This window comes from Rhodococcus cerastii, from assembly GCF_033042195.1.
GTDB lineage: Bacteria > Actinomycetota > Actinomycetes > Mycobacteriales > Mycobacteriaceae > Rhodococcoides.
In genome coordinates, this window is the sequence record NZ_JAWLKF010000007.1 from 210,135 (window position 1) to 227,570 (window position 17,436).

General features: G+C 60.7%; 14 protein-coding genes and 4 pseudogenes. 4 read left to right on the forward strand and 14 right to left on the reverse strand.

Translation table 11 applies throughout. From position 1 onward, the window contains the following. Positions 1 to 26: 26 nt before the first annotated feature. Both R3P93_RS15000 and R3P93_RS15005 read right to left on the reverse strand, forming a co-directional pair. Complete coding sequence (locus R3P93_RS15000; protein ID WP_027498242.1) at positions 27 to 1,541, reverse strand: flavin-containing monooxygenase; 1,515 nt, start codon at positions 1,539 to 1,541, stop codon at positions 27 to 29. 158 nt (positions 1,542 to 1,699) lie between these two features. Then, positions 1,700 to 2,668, reverse strand: a complete 969-nt coding sequence (locus R3P93_RS15005; RefSeq protein WP_027498243.1) for an AurF N-oxygenase family protein — start codon at positions 2,666 to 2,668, stop codon at positions 1,700 to 1,702. Between the two features lie 132 nt (positions 2,669 to 2,800). Here R3P93_RS15005 and R3P93_RS15010 point away from each other — a divergent pair, with 132 nt between their 5' ends. Beyond that, the gene (locus R3P93_RS15010; protein ID WP_027498244.1) at positions 2,801 to 3,142 is read left to right on the forward strand and encodes a DUF4873 domain-containing protein; all 342 of its coding nucleotides are present in this window, start codon (positions 2,801 to 2,803) and stop codon (positions 3,140 to 3,142) included. 215 nt (positions 3,143 to 3,357) lie between these two features. Here the strand turns inward: R3P93_RS15010 and R3P93_RS24695 are convergent. Further along, positions 3,358 to 3,507 (reverse strand): annotated as a pseudogene (locus R3P93_RS24695) (IS3-like element ISMyma10 family transposase); the annotation flags it as partial. Positions 3,508 to 3,638: 131 nt separating this feature from the next. Here R3P93_RS24695 and R3P93_RS15020 point away from each other — a divergent pair. The 3 genes and pseudogenes from R3P93_RS15020 to R3P93_RS15030 all read left to right on the forward strand — a co-directional run. Beyond that, positions 3,639 to 4,655: pseudogene (locus R3P93_RS15020) on the forward strand (helix-turn-helix domain-containing protein); the annotation flags it as partial. A gap of 118 nt (positions 4,656 to 4,773) precedes the next feature. Beyond that, positions 4,774 to 6,549 (forward strand): IS481 family transposase, encoded by a 1,776-nt coding sequence (locus R3P93_RS15025; RefSeq protein WP_068052714.1) that lies wholly within the window; start codon positions 4,774 to 4,776, stop codon positions 6,547 to 6,549. Between the two features lie 63 nt (positions 6,550 to 6,612). Further along, a pseudogene (locus tag R3P93_RS15030) lies at positions 6,613 to 6,967 on the forward strand (IS30 family transposase); the annotation flags it as partial. A gap of 221 nt (positions 6,968 to 7,188) precedes the next feature. Here R3P93_RS15030 and R3P93_RS15035 read toward each other — a convergent pair. From R3P93_RS15035 to R3P93_RS15085, 11 genes and pseudogenes are all read right to left on the reverse strand, one after another. Then, positions 7,189 to 8,469, reverse strand: a pseudogene (locus R3P93_RS15035) (IS3 family transposase). A gap of 49 nt (positions 8,470 to 8,518) precedes the next feature. Further along, on the reverse strand, positions 8,519 to 8,686 hold the full coding sequence (locus R3P93_RS15040) for a hypothetical protein (protein WP_155288583.1): 168 nt from the start codon (positions 8,684 to 8,686) through the stop codon (positions 8,519 to 8,521). Beyond that, complete coding sequence (locus R3P93_RS15045) at positions 8,670 to 9,365, reverse strand: hypothetical protein (protein WP_027498250.1); 696 nt, start codon at positions 9,363 to 9,365, stop codon at positions 8,670 to 8,672. The genes R3P93_RS15040 and R3P93_RS15045 overlap by 17 nt, the downstream gene beginning before the upstream one ends. A 48-nt stretch (positions 9,366 to 9,413) precedes the next feature. Then, complete coding sequence (locus R3P93_RS15050; protein ID WP_027498251.1) at positions 9,414 to 10,373, reverse strand: MlaD family protein; 960 nt, start codon at positions 10,371 to 10,373, stop codon at positions 9,414 to 9,416. After that, entirely contained in the window at positions 10,370 to 11,407 is a 1,038-nt protein-coding gene (locus tag R3P93_RS15055; RefSeq protein ID WP_032370850.1) for an MlaD family protein, read from the reverse strand. The genes R3P93_RS15050 and R3P93_RS15055 overlap by 4 nt, the downstream gene beginning before the upstream one ends. After that, a complete protein-coding gene (locus R3P93_RS15060; RefSeq protein WP_027498253.1) occupies positions 11,407 to 12,456 on the reverse strand; it encodes an MlaD family protein in 1,050 nt (349 codons plus the stop codon). The genes R3P93_RS15055 and R3P93_RS15060 overlap by 1 nt, the downstream gene beginning before the upstream one ends. Continuing rightward, positions 12,450 to 13,445, reverse strand: coding sequence for an MlaD family protein (locus R3P93_RS15065; RefSeq protein WP_027498254.1), 996 nt, complete (start codon positions 13,443 to 13,445; stop codon positions 12,450 to 12,452). Before R3P93_RS15065 ends, R3P93_RS15060 begins: the two co-directional genes overlap by 7 nt. Next, positions 13,442 to 14,449 (reverse strand): MlaD family protein, encoded by a 1,008-nt coding sequence (locus R3P93_RS15070; RefSeq protein ID WP_068052711.1) that lies wholly within the window; start codon positions 14,447 to 14,449, stop codon positions 13,442 to 13,444. The genes R3P93_RS15065 and R3P93_RS15070 overlap by 4 nt, the downstream gene beginning before the upstream one ends. Further along, complete coding sequence (locus R3P93_RS15075) at positions 14,446 to 15,483, reverse strand: MlaD family protein (RefSeq protein ID WP_068052708.1); 1,038 nt, start codon at positions 15,481 to 15,483, stop codon at positions 14,446 to 14,448. Before R3P93_RS15075 ends, R3P93_RS15070 begins: the two co-directional genes overlap by 4 nt. 8 nt (positions 15,484 to 15,491) lie before the next feature. Next, complete coding sequence (locus R3P93_RS15080; RefSeq protein WP_027498257.1) at positions 15,492 to 16,355, reverse strand: ABC transporter permease; 864 nt, start codon at positions 16,353 to 16,355, stop codon at positions 15,492 to 15,494. Positions 16,356 to 16,365: 10 nt separating this feature from the next. Beyond that, complete coding sequence (locus tag R3P93_RS15085; protein ID WP_027498258.1) at positions 16,366 to 17,124, reverse strand: MlaE family ABC transporter permease; 759 nt, start codon at positions 17,122 to 17,124, stop codon at positions 16,366 to 16,368. Positions 17,125 to 17,436: the final 312 nt, after the last annotated feature.

Here is a 17,436-nt window from a genome sequence, read left to right on the forward strand (position 1 = left end):
CTTCTCGATGACCTACGGTTGGATTGTCAGGCGATCTCGTACTCGGCGGGCTCGAAGTCTTTCGTCGCTCGCCAGTACTGCCAGGTGAACCCGGGCCACACCGTACGGTTGACACCTTGCGAGTCCAGATACCAACTCGTACATCCGCCGTTGGTCCACACGCCCTTGGCGAGCTTGTGTTGGATGCTCTTGTTGAAGTGTTCTTGAACCTCGGCCCGCACATCAACACGCTCCGCACCTCGACTGTCGACGGCGTCGATGGCCTTCATGATGTACTTGATCTGCTGCTCGATCATGAACACGACAGAGTTGTGCCCAAGACCCGTGTTAGGTCCGAGCAGGAAGAACAGGTTCGGGAAGCCCTCGGTGGTGATGCCGAGGTGGGTATTGATGCCCGTCCGGTGCCAGTGCGACGGCAAGTCCTCGCCCCGAGCGCCCTTGAGCGCGAGTTGATCGAACCCGTCCGTGACATGGAACCCTGTGGCGTAAATGATCACATCCACAGGGTGTGACACGCCGTCAGGGGTGACGATCGAATCGGCAGTGATCTTTTCGATCCGATCGCTGATCACTGTCGTGTTGGGGGCGGCGAGCGCAGGGTAGTAGTCGTTCGATCCCAGGATGCGCTTGCATCCGATGCGGTAGGACGGCATCAGCTTCCGGCGTAGCTCGGGGTCGGTGATAGAACGCTCGATGTTCCATTTCGCCACCTTTTCGATTGGTCGCATAAGGTTGGAGTGGCCGTTGAGCCCGAAGGCCAGGCTCTCTGCGCCCCAGTAGACCGACCACCGAGCGAGGCGGCGAGTAATGGGGATCTTGCTGAGCAGCGTCCGAAGTACCGGCGGCACCGCGAAGTTCTTGCGTGGAAGTACCCAAGCCGGGGTTCGCTGGAAGACCGTGAGTGTGCCGGCGTCCTTCTGCACGAACGGCACGAACTGAATCGCGCTGGCACCGGTGCCAATGACGGCCACCCGCTTGCCCTGGAGATCCACCGTGTGGTCCCACTGTGCCGAATGGAACGCCTGACCGGCGAACTCGTCGATTCCGGGGATATTCGGAAAATTCGGGATGTGCAGAGCGCCGACACCGGACACGATGTACTGCGCGACGTACTCCCGGCCCGACTCGGTACGCAGGTGCCACCGAGATTCGGACTCGCTCCAGTATCCGGAGACCAACTTCTGCCCGAAGTGGATCTTCTGAGTGACACCACGCTTGTTGGAGATATCTTTCAGGTACTGCTCGATTTCGGGCTGCGAGGACCACACCTTCGACCAGCTACCGCGACTCTCGAACGAGTAGGAGTACATCAGTGACGGTACGTCGCACGCGCATCCCGGATAGGTGTTGTCGCGCCACGTCCCACCGACGGAGTCGGCCTTTTCTAGAACGATGAAATCACTGTACCCGCGTCGGCGGAGCTGGACGGCCATACCGAGGCCAGAGAAGCCGCTGCCGATGATGAGAACTTTGGTAGTGATGGGCTCGGTTATTCCCGGGTCTGTCGCCGTGGCGGCGGACTTGGCGTTGGAGGACGGCATTGTGAAAATCTCCTGATCGAATGCAGAAAACGGACCCGCACGGCGCGCCGTGACGCGTGGCAGGTGTGGGAATGTCATCCGCCCAAGCCCACGAACCGAGGAATCCGGTCGTGGGGTCGAGGAATGGGCTGTGGGACGCGCGGACCGGGCCGGGCGTGTTAGCGCAGATCGTCGGGCAGGCTGCGCGTTGCGCGCCACATCGCCATCGTGAACTTCCCCTCCATCATTCCGGCCTCGTGGAAGAATCGGATCATCGGCTCGGACATGAACTGCAAGTTGACGCGATAGTTCGGGCTCGTCTGCTGCGCCCACAGGCCGCGCAGACGGCTGATTCCGACATCGGGATATACCTTCGGATTGATGAGCAACGGGTATGCAAAGTTCGCAATGGCCGCCAACGTGCCTCTATGCCAGGCGCGCGAGATGCGTCCGCGACGCTGCATCCCTTCCACCATTTCCAGCCGCGCGAACGTGATGTGACGGGCCTCTTCGAGAACGTGGATCTTCATGAGCTGGCGCAGCTGCGGCTGCATTTTCGGGTCATTCATCGCCTCGCGCTGAGCGCGGTCGAGGATCTCCTCGATGAGCAGAGTCGCGCCGGACACGGACGGGCCGAGAGGCACAAAGTGCAAGATCTTCGCGATGCTCAAGAACCCCTTCGGCAACTTGTACGGTGCCAGGCCCGTCTTGTTGATCAGTCGGGCGAACATCGTCGAGTGACGTGCCTCGTCGCCGATCTCGTTAAGGGCGTAGAGGGACCTTTGATCTGTCAGGGCGCCTTTGGCGGATGTTCGGAGCAGCGCCGAGCTGAGCAGATTCTCCGCGTAGATACCGAAGCTGAGGATGCTGACGATTTCGTGGCGCCCGAGTTCCGCCTTTTGCTCGTCGCTCATTCTCTCCCACAGCTTGGTGCCGTAGAGCGAGACCCGATGCTCTGGCAGGTAGTACTTTCCTTCCTCCCAGGGTGAGTCCCAATCGATGTCGATCTCCGCGTCATAGAATTTTTCGGCCGCCGCCCGCAGCAGTCGGCCGGCAGATCTCTGCATGTCGACGGGCTTGCGGGCGCTGACACGCGCAGCGCCTTCCGTTGAGACGTCGGGCTTGGTCTCCACATTTTGAACGGTCATGTGACACCTCCGTTGCGTTCCGGGCCGAGCTGAGTCTCGACTTCATACCCGTACTCCGGGTACCAGATACTGATAGTGTCTGCGCCAATGCGTTCTTTTGTCAATGTTTGATGTGAAGAAAGTGAGCCTTGCGTGTCTGACGACCACGATCTCGACTACTCCGGCGAGGGCACCTTGGTGTGCCGTGGCAAGGAGATTGCTGTCGGGGTGAAGATCAAAGGCTATTTCCAGCCCCTCAACGGCTTATACACCTGGTACGGAAGGATCGACAAGAATGATGCGCTCCACGCCGCCCTCTCGGGAAGGCGCACGGTTGCCGTCTTTGCGACACCAGAGGGACGCGCCGAGTGCGTCGTGGGCGACCCTGATTTCTGGGACCGCTATCGCATCTCGGGCACGAGCAGACCGCCGTACCACATCCCCACCACGCTCGAGGAAGTTGAGTCGATAGCAGAGAGTGAACATCAGGGTTGACCGACCCGCTTTGCGCCCTGGGGCGTTCCCCAGCATCCAGTCCGATAGCGCCCAGGCGGGTGAAGCAACGCCACCAGACGGCGCGCCGTGTCAGTGAACCGTCCCGGGTTTCTTGCCGCTCCTACGCTTGCAACATCTCCGGGCGGAGAGCCGATTCTTGACTGTGGTAGGCCTTCTCGAATTCGTCTGGTGTGAGGTAGTCGAGGGTGCTGTGGGAGGCGGCGTTGGTTGAACCAGTCGACCCATCCCATCGTGGCGAACTCGACATCGTCGATGGTCTTTAGCGGGCCGTTCAGGAACGGGCCTCTCTTCGATACTCCCTCGGTCTTGAACAACCCAATTGTGCTCTCGGCCAACGCATTGTCTTACACATCCCCGACGCTGCCGATCGGTGCCGCAATCCCCTCGAGCGCAAGCGTTTCCGCGAACGCGATCGACGTGTACTGACCAGGTTCAACCGGTCGACGCAACACCTCAAGGGATGGAGGGTGTTTCGATGGGACGACCACCAGAATGGGCGGCGACGTTGACTGGGCGGGCGGTGATGAAATCTCCGGGTCGTCCGCCGGTACGCCGAGATCTCGAACGCGAGTTCTGGGCGCAGATCGCGTTGGGGTTGACCAGTGAAGACGCGGCACCGCTTGCGGCGTGTCGGGGCCGGTGGGTTCACGGTGGTTCCGTCACGCTGGAGGTATGCCGCCGATTGACTTGGCCCCGCCCACGGGGAGGTATCTGACCTTCACGAACGTGAGGAGATTGCCCTGCTTCGCGCGAACGGTATGAGCATGCGAGATATCGCAGACCAGATCGGGGCGATCACCGTCGACGATCTCGCGAGAACTCCGCCGCAACGCTGCCACCCGCGGCGGCAAGGTCGAGTACCGCACATCAGTGGCGCAATGGAAGCCGATCTTGCGGCAAGGCGACCCAAGGTAGCCAAACTCGTTGAACACGAACCTCTTCGAGAGTACGTACAGGAAGTGCTCTCGGGCGTGATCCGCGACGAAAACGGTGAGGTTGTCGGCCCGTTCGCATCGTGGAAGGGACGCAACAAGGCACGGAGAGCGGACCGACGATGGGCCAGCGCATGAGCCCGGCACAGGTCGCCAACCGCCTGCCGATCGACTTCCCGGACGACGAGTCGATGCGCATTTCCCACGAAGCGATCTACCAATCCCTCTGCATCGAAGGACGTGGAGCGCAGGATAGAGAGTTGGTGGCGTGCCTGCGCACCGGACGAGCATTGCGCGAGCCGAGGGCGCGAGCGAAGAAGCTCCGCACCGGATTCATCACCGATGACGTCACCATCGGCTCGCGGCCAGACGAAGTCGCTGATCGCAAAACGCCAGGGCATTGGGAAGGAGGTCTGATCATCGGGCTGGGCAGGTCCACAGTGGGTACGCTTGTCGAACGCACCAGCAGATTCACCACGTTGCTGCATCTGCCACGTAAGGATGGGTACGGGGATGCGCCCCCGGTGAAGAACGGGCCGGCGTTGTCCGGTTACGGATCGGAGTCGGTGACGTGTAAAGGTTCAACACATCTTTGACGGAACGTCATCGGCACATATCTGACGCTTCACCAGCTTTGGTGATCGTTGGGTGTGCCTTCCCCTCAGCCCCTCGAATCCGATGCCAACATCGCCGAACGACTCACTGTCCAGGTCCGCTTTCCGAGCAATTACCGAGGTCAACGACGGCTCACCGGTCAGCGACGTCGCCGAGCGATTCGGCGTCTCCAGACAGACCGTCACAGCGTGGCGCAAGCGATACGAAAACTCGGGTATCGACGGACTTGTCGACTCGTCGAGACGACCACATGCGAGCCCGAACCGTATCCAGCCCGACATCGAAGCCCTCATCTGCGAGATGCGACGACATCACCGGCGGTGGGGCGCACGCCGCATCTGCTTCGAGCTAAGCAAAGAAATCGGAGACCGAACCCCATCTCGCGCGACCGTCCACCGAACGCTCGTCCGCAACGGCTTGGTCAATCATCAAGAGCAACAACATAAACGAGTCTACAAACGTTGGCAGCGCGAAGCGCCGATGCACCTATGGCAGCTCGACCTCGTCGGCGGAATGTTCCTCGTCGGCGGACGCGAGTGCAAAATGCTGACCGGAATCGACGACCACTCACGATTCATCGTGACCGCAACCGTCCTCGAGCACCCCTCCGGGAACGCAGTATGTGAAGCATTCATCGCTGCCATCCACAAGTGGGGTTCGCCGTTCGAGGTACTCACCGACAACGGGAAGCAATTCACCGGTAAACACACTCGGCCGCTGCCGGCCGAAGTGCTGTTCGAGCGAACATGCCGAGAATTCGGGATCACCGCACGACTGACCCGACGCCATTCACCCACCACAACTGGCAAGATCGAACGATTCCACAGAACCCTTCGTCGTGAATTCCTCGATGAGGCAGGCGCATTCGCCGACATCGCTGCTGCCCAAGCCGCCCTCGACGAATGGGTGCACGCCTACAACACCCTGCGGCCCCACCAGAGTCTGGACATGGCAACACCCGCGAGTTTGTTCCGTGCGCGAGCCCACCACGAGCATCACGACGGAACAACCGACAACGGCCAGTCCGATTCGTCATCAACTCTCACCGCTGCAAGCTCCAGCCTGACAACGGTGGGCCGTGAAAGAAGCAGCAGTGCAATCGAGCTCGACACCCAGGTACCACCGAGCGGCGTGACCAATGTCGCTGGAGCGCAACAATTGTGGATCGGAAGCAACCACGCCGGACGGACCGTCACCCTGTGGATCGACCTGGTCAGCATTCATGTCATCCTCGACGACACCGTGATCAAGACAGTGCGCTCGCGACTGACCCACACCGACCTCGAACGCCTCGCCATGCGCGGCACACGCCAGGGCCGACCATCTCCGGCAACAGCGGCAGTAGACACCGCAGTCCTGCCCACCAAACCGAGACCGATCGAGGTCGACCGAACCGCAGGACGAGACGGAACCGTCATCCTCGCCGGTCACCGACTTCACCTCGGAGCCGACAGAGCGGGAACACGAGTGACGCTGCGAATCGCCTCAGGGCTGATCCACGCCAGTGTCGACAACGTCCTGCTCGCGACACTGCCGAACCCGCTCGATGCCAGCCAGCTCGCGGGTCTGACCGGCGCACGGGAAGCTACGGGAACGTTGCCCGCGCCGCCGCCGGCCGGACCGCAGACCGTACAGCGACGCGTCCCGAAAGACGGCCGGGTCATGGTGACCGGTCAGCTGCTCAAGGTCGGCCGTACCCATGCCGGAACCATCGTGACTGTCGTGGTCGAAGACAACTACTTTCGGGTCCTCGACGGAACCACCGAGCTCGGCGTCTACGCGCGAACCTCAACCAAAGCCATTCGGAACTTCAACGCCCACCGCCCCAGAAGCGGGTAACGATGTGTCGATGACAATCGGTCAAAGATGTCCTGGGCCCATACATGTCAGTCGGTCTGCGATGCACTCCAGGCTGCGATGACACCGCTGCCGGAGCACCTGCGCAGATCGGTGACCTGGGACCGCGGCGGAGCTTGCACGTCATGCGGAGTTGACCGCAGAAACCGGGATCCGTGTGTACTTCTGCGACCCGTACAGCCCCTGGCAGCAGGGAACGAACGAAAACACCAATGGATTGTTGCGACAATACTTTCCGAAGGGAACCGATCTCGCTCGATACCGTCGAAGTGACGTTCAGGCCGTGACGGATGCACTCAACAACCGCCCGCGCAAAACACTTGGGTGGCGAACCCCAGCGGAAGTGCTTGCAGAGCAGATGAACTCGGCTTCACGGCACTGTGTTGCGACGACAGGTTAAATCCGCCCTGACTGCCGGCATCGCTGTGATGGATGAGCCCTGAGCCGACGCGGTGTCCACCGTGATCTCGTCGCCGCAACGCCGTCTTCAGCGCCGTGGTGACCATCGCTGTGTCTTCGACCGTCGGCACGGCGAGGAGGCCTGCAAAATCCCGACATTCCCGATTCTGTCGGTGTTCGACCACTCGCAAACTGTGATCCGTCCCGGCATTTCCGGAGGGCTCACTGCGTGAGTGCCTCCTCCGGATTGAGGGTGCGCGTGCGATCGTAGTGGAGTTGCTCGGCGTGGTCGGGCGTGAGGTCGTGGCAGTAGCTGTGGGGGCGTTCGCGGTTGTAGAACGCGACCCACTGTGCGGTGGCCAACGACAATTCCGCGGCACCGGGGAAGCGAGGGCCGTTGTCGACGAGCTCATTCTTGTAGTCGGCGTTCACCGATTCGGCAAGGGCATTGTCGTAACTGTCGCCGACCGTTCCGATCGACGCCGCGATGCCCTCCTGCGCCAAACGCTGCCCGAATGCGATCGCCGTGTACTGGGATCCAGCGCCACTGTGGTGGATCAGATTACTCAAAGCAGTTACACCAGAACGTTTTCGGGAATCAATCGCGTTAGTGATGGCGGTATCGACGAGGCTGGTGGTCATCTCCGATGCGACCTTCCACCCGACGATCTTCCGGGCGAACACATCGACGACGAACGCCGTGAACGCCCACCCCGACATCGTGCGGCATTAGGTGAAATCGGCGACCCACAGCCGGTTCGGTGCCACCGCGGTGAACCGGCGCTTCACCAGATCCTCGGCCCGCGGGTGGGTCGGATCGGCGACGGTGGTGCGGACCCGCTTTCTTTTTGAGCGCACCGTGCCACCTCATTTCCCGCATCAGTCGTTCGACGGTACATCGAGCTACCTCGATACCGCTGCTGCGCAACATAATCCAGGTCTTCCGCGAACCGAGAACCCGTGCGAGCGGTTGCCGCGTCCGGAGCATGTGAATGGCATCGATGACATGTGCATCGGACAGTATTCGGGCACACGGCACCCGAGTGACATGGTCGTAGTACGTGGACGGGGCGATGTGCATACCGTGCTCGGAGAGCACCGTGCACATCGAGTCGACACCCCAGACAAGACCATCGGCACCCACCCGGTTTCCCTGGTGAGTGCCGATGAAGTCCACAATTATCGGTGTGGCCGGTCGATTTCGGCCGCGAAAAAAGCTGACGCCGCCTTGAGTATCCCGTTGGCCCGTTTGAGTTCGGCGTTCTCCTGACGCAACTTCCTGATGACCTCGGCGTCGGCACGTAACTCGACAGTGCTGCCCGGGCCGTCGACGGGTACCTTCCGAACCCACTGACGAACGGTCTCAGCGGCGCCCACACCGAGCAAATCCGCGGTCTTGCGCATCGCCGCCCACTCGGTATCGCCCTGCGCCACCAACCGAGCCACCATGTCGACGGCATCCTTCTTCAACTCCGCCGAGTACCGCTTCGATCCTGCTGCCATGAGGTTTCATCTTTCCCTGAGACGAACCCTCCGGAAACACCGGGACGGATCACTGACCCGATCGAGGGGGCACCCGCCACCCGAAGAGATCACCCAACTCCTCACCGGCGTCGACCCCGCCGACATCTGCGACCGCGTCGAAGAATGAGTACCGTCCTGCATCTTGCTCTTCGTGGAACTCCTTCTGCGGAGCAGCCGTCTCATTCAGCTGGGCCATAGTCCTGAATCTGCCAGCCCTGGGCGGTTTTCGTCACGACCACCTTCAACAATGTCGGCAGTTCACTCGGTTGTGGATTCTGCACGTTCTGCGTCTTCTGGCTCGCGAAGACCATCACCGTGTATTCTCCGTCGGCGTCACCGGTTTCACCGGTGACGCTGGTGGCCAGAACGCGTCCCGACGCCTGCACCTGGGCCTGCTGGATAATCTGGGTCAGCGTCGGCCGAACCTCGTCGTACCGCTTGACTAGAGCCTCACCCGCGTCCTCTTTGACTGCCGCGAAAAAGGCGTCGGTGTTCTGGTAGCTGTAGGTCAGGGATCTGGTCGTGTAATCCGAGGCGGCCTTCGCCGCGGCGGCCCGTTGCGCGGCGTCGTTTTCCAATACCGACTTCGCTTCGTCGGCCTCGAGGTAGAGGTAGGCGAACACGCCGGCCAGCACAGCGAGCACCACGATCACGGCCGAAACCACCACGGCACGTGATCGCGGCGATGCTGACCAGCGGTGCCCACCTGGCGAGGGGGGGTCGACGTCGCTGTCTCCAGCCCCAGCCGTGGCTACGGCGGACGCGGCTGGGGCGTTTTCGTCCATCAGTAGATCGCCATCCGGCGTCGCTGCGGCCGCGCTGTCCTCGACTTCAGTGGGCTCGGGGTGCGGTTTCGTTCGGTCGTCATTTGTCATGTGGGACCTTCTGTGTAATAACGGTGACAGTCGCTTGCGGACGGGGCGTCACCGTAGTGGCGGCGACACGGTGACGGGGACCTCGGCGCGACCTGGTCGCGACGCCGGGAAAGTCCGGCCGAGGAGGTCGCCGATCGACCCGAAGTCGACGTATGTGTCGGCAACTTTCTCGGTCGCCGGTTTCACCGCCCGGGTGATCGTCAGCAGATCCGGCTGCAGGATCTGAATATAGCCGTTGAGCTTTTCCACAAGCTTCAACACGGGAGGCCACTTGTCGTACGAGGTGGTTGTGAACCTGATGAACGCCCGTTGAATCCGCGCCAGCCCGTTCACGGCGTCAGGGGTGCGTACAGATGCCGTACTGAGGACGTCCCCGGCATCGGCCAAGAGGCCGAGCAGGAACTCGGCGTTGTCTGCGGTCACCCGGACGGACCCATCTTTGCCGACGAAATCGACTACACGGTGCATCATGTCGCCGATCGTGTCGAGGTCGTCCTGCCGTCCGGCGACGGCCTCGGCGACGGTCTTGTTGATGGACTCGATCGATTCCGGGTCGAGCCCATCTGCCACTGCAGCCAACTTTGGCAACACCTGGGGAACCGATTGCGACACGTGCACCGCGTCCGCGGGCACCACGTCTCCGTTATCGAAGTACCCACCGGTTGCCGTGCCCGCGGGCACGAAGTTGATGTACTGTTCCCCCGCGAGCGACAGATTCTGGATAGACATCTCGCTGTCCTGGGGGATCTTGTGGTCGGAATCAATCGTCATCTCGACCTTAATTGCCGAATCCGCGACGTTGATCGAGGACACCTTTCCGACGGGTACCCCCCGCACCATCACCGGCGATGTGTCCAGCAGACCGCCTGAGCTGTCGATGATGGCGGTTAAGGAGTACTCGGAGCGGGTGGGGTTGATGTGTGCCACGCCGACGACGAGGTAGCCGAGCCCTACGACGAACACGACGGCGAGAGCCAGTATCGATATGAGCGTGCTGCTGCGGTTCACGGCATCATTCCGATTGATCTCAACACGGTTATGAAGGATTCGGCGTCACGCCGCGCTAGGTCCCGACCATCGATGGAGATGTCCGAGAGGTTAATGTCGGGCGACCGCACGAATGGAATGAGTTTGTCGCGGATGACGCTCGTTGCCTGCTCCGTGACGGACTTCGAGTAGATGTCGGAGTTGGCGATCGAATCGATCACCGGGGCGATCCCGGCCACTGACTCCTTTATCCGTAAGTACTCCGGATCCACGATCCTGCCCGCGGACACTGCGAAATCACGCAAGTTGGCGATGAGTAACGCGACCTCGATCAGGGAGTAGCCGAGGCCAGAAAAGTTGCGTCCGCCCTTGGTCAGCATCCGGTCGATTCCCGACGGATCGTCCAAGATCACTTTCAGAGTCTGATCCGCCGACCTCAACACTACGTCGAGTTTGTCGGTATTCGAGGAGACCTCCGAGACGGTCTCCAGCGTTGTCTGGTATAGGGCGTCGAATTGCTGCAAGTCCTTGGGGAACGTGGTGTTCAATGTCGAGATCGCGGTGTGGATCTTGTCGAGCTCACCGCCCCCGAGGACATTCGACATCCCGCGCATGACGTCCTCGACATTTGCTGCCGGCTCGGTCCGTGCCAACGGGATCACCGAACCCGACCGCAGCAAGGCACCCGTCGACGGCTCGGCTGGGGGAAGGATGGCAACGTAGATCTCACCAAGGAGAGTGTCCTGACGCAGCTCAGCCCGCGATTCCCCCGGCAGCTGAGTCGTGTTGTCGATGCGAGCTTTCACGACCGCATGCCCGTTCTCGTACGTGACATCTTCGACGAACCCGACGCTGATTCCCCCCGAGAGAACTTTTGCGAGGGCAGGCAAGTTGAGTGCGCTGGTGAACTCCATCTGGATGTCGTAACCGTCCGCGTCGGAGGTCGCTATCGTCGGCGGATTGTCGGCGTTGATCCCACACGATGTCACGAAAACTATCGTTGCCATCAGTGCGACCACCATGGGTCCGAGGCATGCGCGATTGACCGAGATCATCAGGCCCCTCCCCCCATCATCCCTGCGATCGTCCTCGATACATCGCTGGACCCGCAGACTCCGTTTGCCACCGGCGCGGCGCAGCCACCGACCAGGCTTCGCAAAGGCAGCGACACTGCGAACGCCTGCACAATTGACTTGGCATCGGGGTGTTTCACGATGAGGTCTGCCGTGCGGGCTGCGATCGCTACCACCATGTCCGGCTGCTCTCCCATGTCGGCGATGAGCGGAACGGCAGCATCACCGATCGCGAATATCGGGGGACCGAAATCTGTTGCGAACCTCGAGAGGATCGGAACGAACGTCCCCGCGTACTCGACTGCCGAGCCGAAGGTCTGGCCGAACGCGATGATGACCTCGATGGCACCTACGAAGTTGTCGAAGAGGGCGGTCACCTCTTTGTCGTTCTCGGTTGCCACCCCCGTCAGTGCGGCGAGGTTCCCGACGATGCTGCGAATCTGCATATCCCGCTTTGCCGGGTCGTCGATGAGCGTGGCTGAGTCCTTGATGATCCCGGCCACGTCACCCTGCGTTCCTTCTAGATTGCGGGAGACGAGCTCGAGGGACTGCAAGATCGCGTCGGTGTTCCTGCCGTTGTCCTTGACCAGGTCCTCGGACAAGTTGCTGATCGAGTCGAGCGTCTGACTGATTCCCAGCGGGGTTCTCGTCTTACTCAACGGAATGCACTGATCCGTCTCGTATCGGGCTCCATCAGAGTACGGCTTGGTGAACTCGATTTGACGTTCGGTCACGATGGATGTCGACACCAGAGTCGCGCCGACGTCGGCGGGCAGCGGAACGCTCTTGTCGATCCGCATGTCGATCCTTACACCGGACTGATCACTATTCTGGTGCACCCCGACGACGCTGCCTATCTTCTTGCCGAGCATGGCTACTGTGTTGCCTTCGAAGAGGCCCGATGCGTCGGTGAACTCGGCACACAGGGAGCGCGTGTCGTCGGACACCCTCCCCCCTATTTCCACACTAGCGACCACCACAACCACCACGGCGATCAGGAGCAACAGTCTTCGGATCCATGTAGTCAACATTTGTCGTCACCACTCGGAATGCACACACGAACCTCTGGTTCTGTGGTAGTCGACGCACCGACCGGCGCCTGGAGGAGGACGCCGAGGCGCTGAGTGATCTGATCAACCTGGGCCAGGGCATCGGAGTAGCCTGGCAGCTCTGACGACACCTTGTCGAGGAGCGTCTTGTATTGTTGGACAGACGGTTCGATTCCATCGCTGTAAGCCACGAGCGGCCTCGTGAGAAGTTTGAACAGACGACTGAGAAGGTCGAACCCGCCGCGGACGTTATCGATATCAGGTCCCAGCGTACTGGCAAGGAAGCTGAGTTGACGGAGAAAGTCGACCAGCACCTGTTTTTGATCGGCGAAAGCGTTGACGTATTCATCGGATAGAGCGACCGCTTTGTCGAGCTGACCGTACTGTCGCTCTAAGAGTTCCATCAAACTGCTGGTGTTCCTCAGTGCGTCGGGAATGTTTGTGTTGCCGTCGGAGAACGCATTCTGCAGCAGCGACGCAGTCTGACGGAGATCGACGCCCTTTACATCGCGGAACACCGGCGTCGTCGTCTCGAGCGTGTCCGAAATGTCGTAAGTACTCGATGTCTGAACAAGGGGGATCGCCCCCGACAGCGAGGTCGGTCCTGACCCTGGGTCCAGATCGAGAACTCGCCCGCCGATCGGCGTGATCAGGCGAACCGCTGCGGTGGCATCCGAACGGACTGGCACTGAGTCGTCGAGTCGAAATTCGACTGTGATAAACGTTCCCGCGAGGTCCACCGACGACACCGTTCCCTGTCTTATCCCCGCTATACGCACCTGATCACCCGACTCCAGCCCTCCGGTGTTGACCAGTTGAGCCGAGTACACCTTTTGGCCGGGCGGTGCGATATACACGGTCCCGGCGATTACCAGACCGACCACCACGGTCACCACCACCACAGCGGCGACGATGAGGTCGCGTCTGCGTTCGGACTGGTGATGCGGTCGATTTCGACTGAACAACCTCACTTACACACCACCAATCGTTGCCCCATAAGCGCAATCGTGGCTGTATCCGGCAGGGGCAGAAGGCCTTTCGAACATCGTGCCTCACTCGGCGTGGAATTCGTCGAAGCGTTCAGCGAGTCCATAAGGGGCTTGAGCAGTATCGCGCCATTCAGCAGCCCCTCCAACTCCCCGGGTTCTCGCGCCAGACGCTGATAGATCGTCGCGAAACTCTGGTCGTACGTTGAGTCAAGTTGCTCCCCGGCGATGACAGTTTTCTCCATGGACCGGTTGACCTCGCCCAGCGACTCCCGCAACCGGTCACTCACGCGGCTGAAGGCGTCGACGATCGATCCCAGCTGGTCGACGAGTTCGACCAGCTGCGCCGAGCGGCCTTCGAGTTGGTCGGAGACCTGGCCGAGACTCGTCACGATATTCGTGATGATCTCAGACCGCTGGTCCCCGTAGGCGGTGATGTTGGCGACCTGCTCCAGAACAGGCGATATACCCCTCCCATCACCTTGAGCAACGCGCAACAAGTTGGACTGCAGTTCATTGATCTCGTCGGCGTTAAGCGTGTCGAACACCGGCTTGAACCCGTTGAACAAGGTGGACACATCAAATGAGGGAACGGTCTTGTCGAGTGCCACCTGTGTGAGCGCCGCCCCCTGTGTCTTTCCCTGTGCCGCACCGATCAATTCGACATATCGCTGTCCGAGAAGATTCTGATAACGCACGGCGGCGGTGGTGCTCGACGTGATCGCGACGTCGTTGTTCAGTTGGAAATGAACGACCGCGGTGGGCCCTTTCAGGCCGATCGCCGTCACATAACCGACCTTTACTCCCGCCAAACGCACACCGTCGCGAGGCTTGAGCCCAGATGCATCGGAGAAGACCGCAGACCGTTCAGAACTCGCTCCGTCCGAGCTGGGTTCGAGGATGGCGATGATCACGTAGGTGAGAACGCCGATGACTGCGGCGAACGCGACGATCTTGACGATGGTGGGAATTAACGACTTGAGCTTCATCTTCTTGGTCCTCCTGCTGCAAGCGCGCTCTGCAGCGCAGGTGACGTCTGCACTACCAGGGCGACCTGAAGTTGTACTCGCTCGCCGACTTGCGGCGTGGCGTTGTCGATGCTGTCCAGGATCTGCGGGATGGTGTAAATGGTCTGCGCGAGTCCCGATGCCGATCTGGCGACCGGCCTCGCCAGATCGAGGCCGACGTCCAGTACCGAACTCAACGCCGGGTAGTTTTCGCTCAACAGTCCTCCCAGTCCCCCGAACAGAACCGCGCCGGTGCTGTTGAGGTTGCCTGTGGCCTGATTGATGGCCTCGTCGGTGGCGAAGAAGTCAGCGACGTCGACGTTTATGAGGATGCCCGGAACGAACGGCGTCATGAAGTCGGCAACGCCCTGGGACAGGTCTGCCGCGATCGCCAAATCCTGGCCCACTGGCCGCTGTTGAACGTCCCGAGTGAGCTGCGCGATCTGGAACATGAGCTGGCCGGCATCGGCAAACGTTTGGGAATCATCGACGACAAACTTCACCACAGAATTGAACGCCGGCTGATCGAGAGCATCGACCAGCTTCGAGAGTTTTCGAATCAGGGTCGATACCGAAGTGTGTTCGGACTGCAGCTTGCTCACATAGACGCTGCCGCCATCACGGATGAGGACTCCCCGCCCGGGGTCGACAATCTCCAGTGCCGTCGGCCCCAGCGCGCTGGCGGACGTGTAATTCACGGCCATGCCCTGACGCAACCGGATGTCGTCGTTCACTCCGGTGAGCTCGATTTTCACATTTACACTTTGGTCGCGCCCCGACACCGAGGACACCTTGCCCACCGTGAAGCCCCGATACTTCACCTCCGATCCGCCCTTCAACCCGTCACCAACCGCGTCGGTGGTGATCGTCACTGTCGTGTTGTCTTCATATTTTCCGGTCGCGTTGCCCGCCAGAAGATAGCCGGCAACCGTCACTACGACGAGAACCCCGATCCCGCGCAGGGTCAAGTTCGCCAGTGAGGGCGCGCGTCCTGATGGATCTTGAAATACAGCCACTTGAACTCCTAGCCCGAAATCTTGACGCCCGAATCGAAACCCCACATCAACAGGGTTAAGATCATGTCCTCCACGACGATGATGATGAGACTGCTGCGGATCGCTCGACCAGACGCGCGGCCGACGCCTTCTGCTCCGCCGCTGGCGTAGTAACCCTGGTAGCTGTGGATGATGACGACCGACACCACGAAAACGAGGACCTTGATTACTGAGAACGCCAAATCCTGCGGTTTGAGGAACGCATCGAAATAGAAGTCATAGGTGCCACCCGACTGGCCGTGTAAAAGGATGACGACCAGCTTGGCCGCGCCGAAACTGAGTATCAGCGTTACGATGTAGAGGGGGATGATGGTAGTGATCGCCGCGACCACACGCGTGCTGACGATGTACGGAATCGGCCGCACCGCCATCGACTCGAGCGCATCGATCTCTTCGGCGATACGCATCGAACCTATTTCCGCAGTGAGGCGACAGCCGGCCTGGGCTGCGAAACCGATCGCGGCGATCATCGGTGCCAACTCTCGAGTGTTGGCGTATGACGAAATGAATCCCGTAAGAGACCCCATCCCGACCAGGTCTAGCGAGGCGTAGCCCTGGATGCCGATGGACGCCCCGACAGCCATTCCGAGAATCACAAGCACGATCGCGGTACCCCCGCCGACCAGTACAGCGCCTCGTCCCCAGGCAAACTCCTGTATGAATAAAAACGTCTGTCGTCGATAGGTGGTTGCGACGTGCCGAATTCCGGCGACGGTGTCGATGGTGAATGTTGTAATGTGCCCGAGCTGCGCGGGGACCTCAGCGAGGGGTGTCACAGCACGCACGATCGGACGAGTAACAAAACTATAACGGGTGGATGGTACTGCGGTCACGTGTTCTCCGTCATCCGATGGTCTGCGGGACGAACATGATGGTCAGTTGGGTGATGAACACGTTGATGACGAAGCACGCCACTACCCCTAGGACCACGGTGGCGTTGACAGATGTGGCCACACCTTTGGGGCCACCTTTCGTGGACAGGCCCCGATGACACGCGATTGTCACGACCACGAGACCGAACACCACTGACTTGATCAGCGCTACAAGGATGTCCGCCGATGATGCGAACGATGCGAACGATGCGACGTAGCTCCCCGGCGTGATGCCCTGGACGTTGACGCTAAGGATGTAGCCGGCCACGAGACCGGTAAACACGATGAGCATGCATAACATCGGAGCGACGATGAGAACCGCGACGAATCGAGGTGCGACGAGTCGACGTGTCGAATTTAGTCCGAGCGTCTCCATGGCATCGATTTCTTCACGGACGGTGCGTGCGCCAAGGTCAGAGGCGATGGCCGACCCTGCCGCACCACCGAGCAGGAGCGCGGTGACGATCGGTGCCCCCTGCTGAATGATCCCGAGTCCACCGGCGGCTCCGGCGATAGATGTGGCCCCGACCTGCTGGGTTAGACTTCCGACCTGCACCGAGACGATAACGCCGAACGGGATCGCGACCAGGATCGCTGGCAACGTCGTTACGGTGATGACGAACCACGTCTGTGTGACAAACTCCCGAAACGGAAACCGTCCGGTGACAATATCGCGCACGGCCCACCGCAATGCCTGGCCGGCGAGGGCAATCGAATTTCCAAAGGTCACAAGACTGGCTGTCGCTCGACCAGCAATTTCTGTATAGATACCGGTCTCTCCTCTTCTGTCTGCGCAGCTCGTCGCGATAAGGTGTTCGCACAGTATCAGGTACGTGCAGTACCTGGTACATGGTTTCGGGTAATCCCCGTCGGATTAATCACCTGAGAGGTTGGCGTGTCCCCAAGTGAACGGAGCCATCTCGATTTAGAGCCTTGACCCGGATCGAGCCGGGAGCGATCTTCCACGGGTAAGTCCCGTGGGGTGGTGGACATTCGGTGAGGCGGCGTAGCCGCAGCTCGGGCGTGTCGTACCCGTGTTGTG